At 66.3% G+C, this 12,297-nt stretch carries 11 protein-coding genes; 9 read left to right on the top strand and 2 right to left on the bottom strand.

The window, feature by feature from the left end:
- Positions 1-13: 13 nt before the first annotated feature.
- From AC4PTB_RS02005 to AC4PTB_RS01990, 4 genes are all read left to right on the top strand, one after another.
- A complete protein-coding gene (locus tag AC4PTB_RS02005) occupies positions 14-520 on the top strand; it encodes a ClbS/DfsB family four-helix bundle protein (protein WP_492191437.1) in 507 nt (168 codons plus the stop codon).
- 263 nt (positions 521-783) lie between these two features.
- Positions 784-1,158 (top strand): 50S ribosomal protein L19, encoded by a 375-nt coding sequence (rplS, locus tag AC4PTB_RS02000; RefSeq protein WP_013066107.1) that lies wholly within the window; start codon positions 784-786, stop codon positions 1,156-1,158.
- Between the two features lie 11 nt (positions 1,159-1,169).
- Entirely contained in the window at positions 1,170-1,391 is a 222-nt protein-coding gene (gene rpmE / locus AC4PTB_RS01995) for a 50S ribosomal protein L31 (protein WP_013066106.1), read from the top strand.
- 289 nt (positions 1,392-1,680) lie between these two features.
- Positions 1,681-2,490, top strand: coding sequence for a division plane positioning ATPase MipZ (locus AC4PTB_RS01990; protein ID WP_492191436.1), 810 nt, complete (start codon positions 1,681-1,683; stop codon positions 2,488-2,490).
- Here the strand turns inward: AC4PTB_RS01990 and AC4PTB_RS01985 are convergent, their stop codons facing one another.
- Positions 2,491-2,649, bottom strand: coding sequence for a hypothetical protein (locus AC4PTB_RS01985; protein ID WP_492191435.1), 159 nt, complete (start codon positions 2,647-2,649; stop codon positions 2,491-2,493).
- Between the two features lie 209 nt (positions 2,650-2,858).
- On the opposite strand from AC4PTB_RS01985, the gene AC4PTB_RS01980 reads away from it, so the two are divergent.
- From AC4PTB_RS01980 to AC4PTB_RS01970, 3 genes are all read left to right on the top strand, one after another.
- The gene (locus AC4PTB_RS01980; RefSeq protein WP_492191434.1) at positions 2,859-4,031 is read left to right on the top strand and encodes an efflux RND transporter periplasmic adaptor subunit; all 1,173 of its coding nucleotides are present in this window, start codon (positions 2,859-2,861) and stop codon (positions 4,029-4,031) included.
- 1 nt (position 4,032) lies between these two features.
- Positions 4,033-5,979, top strand: coding sequence for a MacB family efflux pump subunit (locus tag AC4PTB_RS01975; RefSeq protein WP_492191433.1), 1,947 nt, complete (start codon positions 4,033-4,035; stop codon positions 5,977-5,979).
- A gap of 143 nt (positions 5,980-6,122) precedes the next feature.
- Positions 6,123-7,949, top strand: coding sequence for a DUF294 nucleotidyltransferase-like domain-containing protein (locus AC4PTB_RS01970; RefSeq protein ID WP_492191432.1), 1,827 nt, complete (start codon positions 6,123-6,125; stop codon positions 7,947-7,949).
- Between the two features lie 12 nt (positions 7,950-7,961).
- Here the strand turns inward: AC4PTB_RS01970 and AC4PTB_RS01965 are convergent, their stop codons facing one another.
- A complete protein-coding gene (locus tag AC4PTB_RS01965; protein WP_492191431.1) occupies positions 7,962-10,271 on the bottom strand; it encodes a Tex family protein in 2,310 nt (769 codons plus the stop codon).
- Between the two features lie 105 nt (positions 10,272-10,376).
- Between AC4PTB_RS01965 and pepT the strand changes: the two genes are divergently transcribed.
- Together pepT and AC4PTB_RS01955 are read left to right on the top strand one after the other, a co-directional pair.
- Positions 10,377-11,615, top strand: coding sequence for a peptidase T (pepT, locus tag AC4PTB_RS01960; RefSeq protein ID WP_492191430.1), 1,239 nt, complete (start codon positions 10,377-10,379; stop codon positions 11,613-11,615).
- A gap of 139 nt (positions 11,616-11,754) precedes the next feature.
- Positions 11,755-12,255 carry a DUF4405 domain-containing protein gene (locus AC4PTB_RS01955; protein ID WP_492191429.1) on the top strand — a complete coding sequence of 167 codons (501 nt, stop codon included), beginning with the start codon at positions 11,755-11,757 and terminating at the stop codon, positions 12,253-12,255.
- Positions 12,256-12,297: the final 42 nt, after the last annotated feature.

The raw sequence follows: 12,297 nt of genomic DNA, 5'->3' as shown, positions 1-12,297 counted from the left end.
AGGAGCGATTTCGATGGCCGTCCCCGGATCAAAGGCGGAGCTGCTGAGCGCCATTGCGACAAGCTTCGACAAGCTGATGCAGGAGTGCGCGAGGGTTCCGCCGGAGCGGGCGCGAGAGCTGTCGATGGCGGGCCATGTTGCCGGATCGGTGATGTCTCCGGCGGATCTGATCGGCTATCTGATCGGCTGGAACGAGCTTGTTCTGAAATGGCTCGACCGGGATGACCGCGGCGAGACGGCCGATTTCCCCGAAACCGGCTTTCAATGGAACCAGCTGGGCGCCCTGGCACAGAAATTCTACCGTGATCATCACGCTCTGGACTGGCCGGAGCTGCTGTTGCGCCTATCCCGGGCGCAGGCCGGACTGATGCGTGCGGTGGCGGCGCGGTCGGAGGACGAGCTTTACGGGCGGCCATGGTATGGCAAATGGACGAAAGGCCGGATGATCCAGTTCAACTCGGCCTCGCCTTACGCCAACGCGCGCGGGCGGCTGCGCCGCTGGCTGAAGGAGAGGACATGAGCGCGCGCGCCACTTCCCCCTTGATCCGCAGCCCGTTTCCCCGTATGCCGCGCGGGTCCGGGCCGGAATCGGCTCTCGGACCCTTCTCCTTTGCCTGCGGCGGTCTTCTTCGATCACAGCATGGGGCCTTGGACGGGGCTTGAACAGGACGAACGATCCTCCGGCGGGCGCCCCTGGCCACAGGCGCGGACCCGGGCGAAGACCGGAGCTCTCGGGCGGCGACACCTTTGCGGACATAACCGCAAGCAACGAAAGGATTTGCGATGAACCTGATCGCGCAACTCGAGGCGGAACAGATCGCCGCCCTCGGCAAGACCATCCCCGACTTCAAGGCTGGCGACACCGTGCGCGTCGGCTACAAGGTGACCGAAGGCACCCGCTCGCGCGTGCAGATGTATGAAGGCGTCTGCATCGCCCGCAAGGGCGGCTCGACCATCGCGGCCTCGTTCACCGTGCGCAAGATCTCGTTCGGCGAAGGCGTGGAACGCGTGTTCCCGCTCTACTCGACCAACATCGACAGCATCGAAGTGGTGCGTCGCGGTCGCGTCCGTCGTGCGAAACTCTACTACCTGCGTTCGCGTCGCGGCAAATCGGCTCGGATCGCCGAAGTCACCAACTACAAAGCCAAAGCCGAATAAGGAGCGGGACGATGAAAGCCGATACCCACCCGAATTACCACTTCATCACCGTCAAGATGACCGACGGCTCGGAATATCTGACCAAGTCCACCTGGGGCAAGGAAGGCGACACGATGGCGCTCGACATCGATCCGCTGGCGCACCCGGCCTGGACCGGCGGTTCGGCCAAGCTGATGGACACCGGCGGCCGCGTGTCGAAGTTCAAGAACAAATACGCCGGCCTCGGCTTCTGAGCTGCCGCGTGACTGTTGCGAAAGGGCGCCTTCGGGCGCCCTTTTGTTTGCGCGGCGCAGGGCAACACGCCGGAGGCGGCTCCGCCCCCTTTTCCTTGGCAAAATACGCTGGGGGGTGCGGGGGGGCGAAGCTCCCCGCGGGTCGCCTCGGCGTCCGCCGAGGCGAAACACCCCGGCGACCGCTCAAACCCTTTGCGCCTCCCCCCTTGCACCTGCGCGCTTCCTTCGGTAGCCGGAGCGTCCTATAAACGCGAAGGCCCGATGAAGGGCCGCTGAACGGGGTGTTGACTTGGCGCATATCATCGTTGTCGGCAATGAAAAGGGCGGCTCGGGCAAATCCACCACCTGCATGCATGTGGCCACCGCTCTGGCGCGCATGGGCAAGAAGGTCGGCGCGCTTGACCTCGACCTGCGGCAGCGCTCCTTCGGCCGCTATGTCGAGAACCGGCTGGCCTTCCTGGCGCGCGAGGGGCTGGACCTGCCCTCGCCCGAATACCGCGAACTGCCCGAGGCCGATGCCGCGACGCTTGCCCCCGGCGAGAACCCCTATGACCACCGGTTGTCCTCGGTCGTGGCCGAGCTGGACCCGGTCTGCGATTTCGTGGTGATCGACTGCCCCGGCTCGCATACCCGCCTCAGCCAGGTGGCGCATTCGCTGGCCGATACGCTGATCACGCCGCTCAATGACAGTTTCATCGATTTCGACCTTCTGGCGCGGATCGACCCCGAGACCTCGAAGGTCACCGGCCCCTCGATCTATTCGGAAATGGTCTGGTCGGCGCGGCAGCTGCGGGCGCGGGCGGGGCTGAAGCCGATCGACTGGCTGGTGCTGCGCAACCGGATGAGCTCGCAACAGGCGCATAACAAGCGCAAGGTCGGCGAGGCGCTGGAGCAGCTCTCGAAGCGCATCGGCTTCCGCGTCGCGCCCGGGTTTTCGGAACGGGTGATCTTCCGCGAACTGTTCCCGCGCGGCATGACGCTGCTTGATCTGCGCGATCTGGGGGTCGAGAACCTGAACATCTCGAACATCGCGGCGCGGCAGGAACTGCGCGATCTGGTGCGCGATCTGAACCTGCCCGGCGTGACGATCGATTTCTGATCAGAGGTCGCGGCGCTGCGCCACGAAGCGGAAGGGCGACAGCGGCCCGTGCAGCCGCCCCGGCGCGACCCCTTCGGCCAGAAGCGACAGCCGGGTCGCAAAGACCGCATCTTCGGACGACCGCCATTTCGCGATCAGTGCCAGGAGTTTGCGTGCCATGTGGGTCTCCATTCCGGTTGGCGCGGCCAGTCTTGTCCGCCATTGCGGCCAAAGCGTGACCCGGGAAGGGAGAGAGCGGGGAGATCTTGCGCACGATCCCGTGATTGGCGTCCCGGCGCGGGGTCCGTGCCGATGACAAACGCCGGAAACCGCTATCTCCTGCGTAGAGACCTCAGATTGCCATGACGGCGTCGACTGGACCGGGACCGATGCGAAAAAGACACCTGATTGCCCTCTCTCTCGTGCTGATGCTGGCAGCGGCCGGAGGGGCGGTCTGGACCTTTGGCACCGCCGAAGAGCCGCAGGCGCCGCTGACCGCCCCCGTCGCCCGCGCCGATCTGTCAAAGACGGTTCTGGCCTCGGGCACGATCGAGGCGGCGCAACTGGTCTCGGTCGGCGCGCAGGTCTCGGGGCAGCTGCAGACGCTGGCCGTGGCCTTGGGCGACCGGGTGCAAAAGGGCGATCTGATCGCCCAGATCGACAGCTCCGACCAGCGCGCCGATGTCGCCCGCGCCGAGGCCGCGCTCAAGCAGCTGCAGGCGCAGATCCGGGCCAAGGAGGCCGCGATCCGGGTGGCGGAACTGTCGCTGACCCGGCAGACGACGCTGAATTCCAAGGCGCTGAGTTCCGACCAGACCCGCGAAACCGCCGAGGCCACGCTGGATGTGGCGAAGGCCGAGCTTGACGGGCTGAAAGCGCAGCTCGACGAGGCGCAGGTGACGCTCAGCTCCGCGCAGACCGAGCTGGCGCGGACGCGGATTTCGGCGCCGATCTCGGGGACGGTGGTGGCGATCGTTTCGGAAGAGGGCACGACGCTGAACGCCAACACCTCCAGCCCGACGATCGTGAAACTGGCCGAGCTCGACCGGATGGTGGTCAAGGCGGAGATTTCCGAAGCCGATGTGGTGGCGGTGAAACCGGGGCAAGCGGCGGAATTCACGCTGAATTCCTCGCTGACGAAAGCCTTTGCTGCAACCCTGCGGGCGCTGGAACCGGCGCCCGCCAGCATCGAGACCTCGGACACGATCGATACCGACGAGGCGATCTATTACAACGCGCTCCTTGATGTCGAAAACCCCGAGGGCATCCTGCGCATCGGCATGTCGGCCGAGGTGACGATCACGCTGGAGGCCCGCAAGAACGTGCTGACGGTGCCGGTGACGACGATCCCGCGCCTTTCGGGCGGCAAGGCCGAGGTGGCGGTCTACGACCCCGCCACGGGGCAAAGCACACCGCGGCAGATCAGCGTCGGCATGATGACCGACACGCTGGCCGAGGTGACCTCGGGGCTGACCGAGGGCGAGGCGGTGGTGCTGCCCTCGATCTCGGCGGCGAATTCCGACACCGGCCGCCGCAACCGGCCGCCGATGATGGGGTTCTGAGATGGACGCGCCGATCATTCGCCTGCGCGGCATCGGCAAGGATTACGTGATCGGCGACGAGGCGGTCCCGGTGCTCAAGGGCATCGACCTGGATATCTGGCGCGGCGATTACGTCGCAATCATCGGCGCGTCCGGCTCCGGCAAATCGACGCTGATGAACCTGATCGGCTGTCTCGATCACCCGACGCGCGGCAGCTATGCCTATGATGGGCAGGATGTGAGCGGGCTGGACAATGACGCGCTGGCAAAGCTGCGCCGCGAGCATTTCGGCTTCATCTTTCAGCGCTATCAGTTGCTTGGCGCGCTTTCGGCGGTGGGCAACGTCGAAATTCCGGCGATTTACGCGGGCGCCGAGGCGGCCAGCCGCCAGCCCCGCGCCGAGGCGCTGCTGACCCGGCTTGGCCTTGGCAACCGGCTGTACAATCGCCCGTCGCAGCTTTCAGGCGGGCAGCAGCAGCGGGTCTCGGTTGCGCGCGCGCTGATGAATGGCGGCGAGGTGATCCTGGCCGACGAGCCCACCGGCGCGCTGGACAGCGTCTCGGGCACCGAGCTATTGCATCTTTTCGACGACCTGCACCGGCGCGGCCATACGATCGTGGTGATCACCCACGATCCCGATGTTGCCGCCCGGGCCAGCCGGATCATCCAGATCCGCGATGGCGCGATCCTTTCGGACAGCCGCCCCGGCCCGCCCGAGACCGTGGCCGCGGTGCTCGACCGCCCGGCGGTCGCGGGCAGCCGTCCCGGCGCCTTTGTCGGGCGCCTTGGCGAAGCGGCGCGGATGGCGCTCAAGGCCCTTGCCGCGCATCGGCTGCGCAGCTTTCTGACCATGCTGGGCATCATCATCGGCATCGCCTCGGTGGTGTCCGTCGTGGCGCTGGGCAAGGGCAGTCAGGAAAAGGTGCTCTCGGGCATCTCGGCGCTGGGCACCAACACCATCACCATCCGCCCCGGCTCCGGCTTTGGCGACCGCATGGCCAGCCGCATCCGCACCCTTGTCGTGGCCGATGCGGTGGCGCTGGCGGCACAACCCTTTGCCGCCTCGGTCAGCCCCGAGATCAACACGCAGAAATCCGCGACATTGGGCGCCATCACCACTCCGGTTTCCCTGCGCGGGGTCTCGGCGGGCTATTTCGATGTCGGCGGCTTCACCCTGCGCGAGGGCATGCTGATCGATCCGGCGATGATCGAGGCCCGCGCACAGGTGGCCGTGCTGGATGCCGAGGCCTATAAGGCCTTCTTCCCCGAGGGCGGTTCGGTGCTGGGCAAGACGATCCTGATCGGCAAGGTGCCCTTGCGCATCATCGGCCGGGTCGAGGCGACCAGCTCCGGCTTCGGCCCGACGCAGGTGCGCGTCTTCACCCCCTTCACCACCGCCGCGGTGCGGATCACCGGCTCGAACACGATCAATTCGATCGCGGTGAAAGTGGCCGATACGGTGAGCATGGCCGATGCCGAGGGGCAGATTTCCGCGCTGATCGAGCAGCGCCACGGCAAGAAGGATTTCTTCTTGCAAAACGCCGACACGATCCGCAACACGATCACCCAGACGACGCAGACGATGACCATTCTGGTCGCCGCCATCGCGCTGATTTCGCTGGTGGTGGGCGGCATCGGGGTGATGAACATCATGCTCGTTTCGGTCACCGAACGCACCGCGGAAATCGGCGTGCGGGTGGCGGTGGGCGCGCGGCGCTCCGATATCGTGGCGCAATTCCTGATCGAGGCGGTGCTGATCTGTCTGCTGGGCGGGCTTTTGGGCGTGGCGCTGGCGCTGGCGGCGGGCTCGGCCTTCAATGCCTTGCAAAACACCATGCAACTGTCCTTCTCGGTGCCGGTAGCGGCACTGGCCTTCCTGTGTTCCTCGCTGATCGGGGTCAGTTTCGGCTTCCTGCCCGCCCGTGCCGCGGCCCGGCTCGACCCGGTCGAGGCCTTGGCAAGGGACTGAGAAGACGCGACGAATTGGCCCGGCCCCGAAATCGGACTGGCGCAGATTTTGATCTTTGCGCAGGATGATTGACGCGACGGCAGGCGCCGTTGCGTCCCGGGCGGCCGCCCCTCAGCCTGGCCGCCACAGCCAAGGAACAGGTCATGGAAACCGATCGCGAGGCCCATATCGCCTTTCTGGAGACGGTCCACCCCTACGACAGCCTGCCGCGCGAGGAGCTGGAAACCGTCGCAGCCGCCTTTCGCCGGATGGAGTTCCGGCCGGGTTCGCTGATCTATGTCTATCAAACGCCCATCGGCGGGCTTTATCTGGTGAAACAGGGCGCGGTCGAAATCACCGATGGCAATGGCGGGCTGGTCTCGCTGCTCGGTCCGCGCAACTCGTTCGGAGAACGCGGCATCCTGCGCGACGGGCTGGCGGCGACGCAGGCGAGGGCCAGCGAACAGACGATCTGCCTCGTGCTGCCCACCCCCACCTTCAAGCGGCTGATCGAGACCTATCCGGCCTTCGAGCGCTTTTTCAACCGCAAGCGCGGCGAGAAGGTCTCGACCGATATCGCGACGCAAAAGGTCGCCGATCTGATCGCGCGCAAGCCGCTTGCCTGCACGCCCGAGACGACGGTGCTGACCGCGGCACGGATGATGCGCGACGCGCATGTCTCTTCGCTCGGTGTCGTCGACCCGGGCGAGACGCTTCTGGGCATCGTCACGCAACGCGATCTGTCGAACAAGGTGCTGGCGGATGGTCTGCCGCCAGATACGGCGGTGGCGGCGGTGATGACCGCGGGGCCGGTCAGCCTGCCGCCCAGCGCGCTTGGCTCCGACATCCTGCATATCATGCTTGAGCGCCGCATCGGCCATCTGCCGATCACCGAGGCGGGGCGTTTCGTCGGCATGATCACCCAGACCGACCTGACCCGATTTCAGGCCGTGTCCTCGGCCATGCTGATCCGCGACGTGGTCTCTGCCGAGACGCTGGCCGAGATGACGGCGGTGACCGGACGCATCCCGCAATTGCTGGTGCAGCTGGTGGGCGGGCATCACGGCCCGGATGTGGTGACGCGGCTGATCACCGACATTGCCGATGCGGTGACGCGGCGTCTGCTGGTGATGGCGGAACGCCAGCTGGGGGCGCCGCCGGTGCCCTATCTGTGGCTGGCCTGCGGCAGCCAGGGGCGGCAGGAGCAAAGCGGCGTCTCGGATCAGGACAATTGCCTGATCCTGGATGACCGGGTGACGGCGGCCGACATGGACTATTTCCGCGCCCTGGCGAAGATCGTCTGCGACGGGCTTCATGCCTGCGGCTATGCGCATTGCCCGGGCGAGATGATGGCGACCAATCCGCGCTGGTGTCAGCCGCTGCGGGTCTGGCGCGACTATTTCGCGGGCTGGATTTCGCGGCCCGACCCCGAGGCGCAGATGCTGGCCTCGGTGATGTTCGACCTGCGCCCGATCGGCGGCGGCGGCATCGCGATGTTCGAGGATCTGCGCGCCGAAACCCTGGCGATGGCGGCGCAGAATTCGGTCTTCGTCATGCATATGACGGCAGCGGCCTTGAAACACACGCCGCCGCTCGGGCTCATCCGCAGCTTCGCCACGATCCGCTCGGGCGAGCACAGGAACCACATCGACATGAAGATGAACGGGGTGGTGCCGGTCGTCGATCTGGCGCGGATCTATGCGCTGCAGGGGCGGCTTTTGCCCGCCAACACCCGCGCCCGGCTGAAGGCGGCCGAGGAAGCCGGGGTGGTCTCGGCCGCAGGCGTGCGCGATCTGATCGAGGCTTATGATCTGATCGCGACGATGCGGCTGGAAAATCAGGCGGTTCTGATCAAGGCCGGGCGGGCGGCGGATAATTTCCTTGCCCCCTCGGACCTCAGCGATCTGGAACGCTCGCATCTGCGCGATGCCTTTGTCGTCGTGCGCACGATGCAATCCGCCATCGGCCACGGCCGAGCGGCAGTAAGCTGAGGGGGGACCCCCTCAGCGTTTCTTCATCGCGTCAAGCAGCGCCGCGCCAAAACCGCCGGTGGCCTGACTGGTCTTCGGCCCCGCCGACATCGGCTGGCGTCCCTTCGGCCCCTTTTGCGCCTCGGGGCCGCGGGCGGCACGGTCTTCGCGCGCGGAAGCGCCACCATCCTTGCGCATCGTCAGCGCGATGCGCTTACGCGCCACATCGACCTCGGTCACCCGGACCTTGACCACATCGCCCGCCTTCACCACCTCGTGCGGGTCTTTCACGAAACGGTCGGCCAGCTGGCTGATATGGACCAGCCCGTCCTGATGCACGCCGATATCGACAAAGGCGCCAAAGGCCGCGACGTTGGTCACCGTGCCTTCCAGCTGCATCCCCGGTTTCAGGTCCTTGATGTCTTCCACCCCGTCCGCAAAGGTCGCGGTGACAAAGCTGGGCCGCGGGTCGCGACCGGGTTTTTCCAGTTCCGCCAGAATGTCACGCACGGTGGGCAGGCCGAATTTCTCGGTGACAAACTCCTGCGGGCGCAGTTTCGCCAGCGCCGCACTGTCCCCCATCAGCGCGCGGATATCGCGGCCGCAGGCCTTCACGATGGCGCGGGCGACATCATAGGCCTCGGGGTGGACCGAGGAGGCGTCGAGCGGCTCGGTGCCATCGGTGATGCGCAAAAAGCCCGCGCATTGCTCGAACGCCCGCGGCCCAAGGCGGGACACTTTCAGCAATTCCTTGCGGCTCTTGAAGGCACCATTGGCATCGCGATGCGCGACAATCGCCTCGGCCAGCCCCGGCCCGAGGCCCGAGATATGTGCCAAAAGCGGCGCCGAGGCGGTGTTGAGGTCCACCCCCACCGCGTTCACCGCATCTTCCACCACGCCTTCCAGCGCCCGGCCCAGCTTCGACTGATCCACGTCATGCTGATACTGGCCAACGCCGATGGATTTCGGCTCGATCTTCACCAGCTCCGCCAAGGGGTCCTGCAACCGCCGCGCAATCGACACCGCGCCGCGCAGCGACACATCGAGATCGGGGAATTCCTTCGCGGCGAGTTCCGACGCCGAATAGACCGAGGCCCCGGCCTCGGACACCACAACCTTGGTCGGCGCCTTGACGCTTGCGGGCAAGAGCTTCAGCGTTTCTGCCACCAGACGCTCGGACTCGCGGCTGGCGGTGCCGTTGCCAATGGCGATCAGATCCACCTTATGGGCGGTGATCAGCCGGATCAGCGCCGCCTGCGTGCCGCGCAGATCGGATTTCGGCGGGAAAGGATAGACGGTCTCGGTGGCCAGCAGCTTGCCCGTCGCATCGACGACCGCGACCTTGCAGCCGGTGCGGATGCCCGGATCAAGCCCAAGGGTGGTCTTGGCCCCGGCCGGGGCGGCCAGAAGCAGATCCTTGAGATTGCGGGAAAAGACCTTGATCGCCTCGTCCTGCGCGCGGCCGCGCATCTCGGACAGAAGATCCAGCATCATCGACAGGCTGAGCTTCACCCGCCAGGTCCAGCCTGCCACGCCGCGCAGCCAGACATCGCCCGGCGCCTGGGTCTTGGCGTCCAAAGCCGCCGCCACCATCGCCTCGGCGCGGGCGACGCCATCCTCGTCGGGGCCGATATCCAGCGTCAGCACGCCTTCATTCGAGCCGCGCAGCATCGCCAGCGCCCGGTGCGAGGGCACATCGGCCCAGCGCTCGCGGTGATCGAAGTAGTCCGAGAATTTCGCGCCCTTCTCGGCCTGACCCTCGACCAGCTTCGCGGTGATCATCGCCTCGCGCGCCAGAAATTCGCGCAAGGACCCCAGCAGCGCGGCGTTTTCCACCAGCCCCTCGGCGACGATTTCCCGCGCGCCGGTCAGCGCATCCTTCACCGTCGCGACAGCTTCGGACAGGTAGCCCTCGGCCAGCTTTTCCGGCGCCGCCTTGCGATCCGCCTGGATCGCCTCGACCAGCGGAGCAAGGCCATTTTCACGCGCGATCATCGCTTTCGTGCGGCGTTTGGGCTTGTAGGGCAGGTAAAGGTCTTCCAGCTCCGCCTTGGTCTCGGCCCGGGCCAGCGCCAGCGCCAGCTCGTCCGTCATCTTGCCCTGTTCGGTGATCGAAGCGACAATCGCCGCCCGCCGCGCCTCGCGTTCGCGCAGATACTCCAGCCGTTCCGCCAGCTTGCGCAGCTGCGTGTCGTCCAGCCCCCCGGTCACTTCCTTGCGGTAACGCGCGACAAAGGGCACGGTCGCGCCCTCGTCCAGCAGCCCCACCGCGGCGGTGACCTGCGCGGGGCTGGCCCCGATTTCCTCGGCGATGGTGCGGGCAATGCGGGTGGCGGTATCCATGGGGTCCTCCGTTCGGCCGGAAGGGTGATGTAGCCGCCCCGTCCCGAGGGGGCAAGTCTTGACACGGCCGCCCGGTCGCGTCCCATTGCGCAAAAGGAGTCCGACATGACCGAATTTTGCCCCCGCCTCGAAGAGCGCCTGTGCCGTTACGCCGCCGTCGACACCCAAAGCGACGAGGAAAGTCCCGCCTCGCCTTCAACGGCGATCCAGCTGAACCTGGCCCGGATGCTGGCCGAGGAGCTGACCCGGATCGGCGCCGCCGAGGTGACGGTGACCGACTATGGCGCGGTTCTGGCGACCGTGCCCGCAACCGCCGAAGGCCCGGTGATCGGCATGCTGGCGCATATGGACACCGCCCCCGCCTATCACGCGGCAGGCGTGAAACCGCGGGTCATTCGCGGCTATAACGGCGGCGAGATCACCTATCCGGACGCCCCCGGTCTGGTGAATTCGCCCGCTGCCAACCCCTATCTGGGCGAGAAGCTGGGCCATGACCTGATCACCGCCTCCGGGCTGACGCTGCTGGGCGCCGATGACAAGGCGGGGGTGGCGATCCTGATGACGCTGGCCGAGCATCTGATTGCCAACCCGCAGATCCCGCATGGCAAGCTGCGGATCGCCTTCACCCCGGACGAGGAAATCGGCCGCGGCGTCGATGCCCGGCTGCCCAAGGACTTGGGCGCCGATTTCGCCTATACGCTCGATGGTGGCGCGGTGGGCGAGATCGAATATGAAAGCTTCTCGGCCGATGGCGCCAAGGTGAAGGTCAAGGGGGTGTCGACCCATCCCGGTACCGCCAAGGGCAAGATGGTGAACGCGCTCCATCTGGCGGCGAAGATCATCGAGATGCTGCCGCAGGCGACGCAAACCCCCGAGGTGGTGGACGGGCGCGAGGGCTTCTGGCACATCACCAATATCGCCGGCACCGCGGCCGAGGTGGAATTCTCGATCATCCTGCGCGATTTCGAGCTGGAGGGTCTGGCCGCGCGCGGCGCGCTGCTGACGCAGGTCTGCGCCGCGGTGGCGGCGACCGAACCGCGGGCGGAAATCACCTGCACGATCAAGCCGCAATACCGCAACATGCGCTATTGGCTGGAAAAGGACATGACCCCGGTGGAGCTTGCCCGCAAGGCCTGCCGTGCCGAGGGGATCGAGCCGCTGTCGGTGCCGATCCGCGGCGGCACCGATGGCTCGCGGCTGACGGAAATGGGCGTGCCCTGCCCCAATATCTTCACCGGCATGCAGGACATTCACGGGCCCTTGGAATGGGTCTCGGTGCAGGACATGGAAAAGGCGACGCAGGTCTGTCTGCGGTTGCTGCAGCTGGCGGCAAAGCCCGTGTGACAACCCGCCGCAGGAAAAGTTAAGCCTTTCGACGGATGGCTGCAACGAAAGTTGCGGCCATCAGCGTTTTACGACTGACCCCTCTCAGGCACCCGGGCCAGTCCTTCGGGGTTGCCCCGGCCCCACGGAAAGCACTGTCATGACTGATCTTTTCAACCGCTATGCCACGCCCTTCATCACCGGGCTGTTCCTTGTCTCGCTTGTCTCCGGTGTCGCGCTCTTTTTCCATGTCGGGCAATCGACCTTCCATTCGATGCACGAAATCCTGTCGATGGTGCTGATCGTCCCCTTCGGGCTGCATGTCTGGAAGAACTGGCGCTCGGTCACCAATTACATCAAGCGCGCGCCGATGTGGATTGCGCTCGTCGTCTCGGTGCTGATCTCGATCCCCTTCGCGATCCCCTCGGGCGAGGGCCGCTCGGGCCCGCCGCAATTCGCGCTGGCGCGGGCGGTGATGCAGGGCAAGATTGCCGATGTGGCGCCGGTCTTCGGCACCGATGGCGCGACGCTCGCGGCGAAACTGAGCGCAGCCGGGCTGAAAGTGACCGGGCCGGATCAGACGCTGGCGGCACTGGGGCAAGCCTCGGGGCAATCGCCCGAAGCCGTGGCCGCGGCGCTGCTGGCCGCCACCGCGCAATAAGATCGGATGAACCTGCGCGAGGGGCCCTTCGGGGCCCCTTTG

It is taken from the genome of Rhodobacter sp. 4.3.4 (assembly GCF_058724655.1).
The sequence above is the reverse complement of the archived record's forward strand: the minus strand, read 5'-3'. Positions and strand labels throughout refer to the sequence as shown.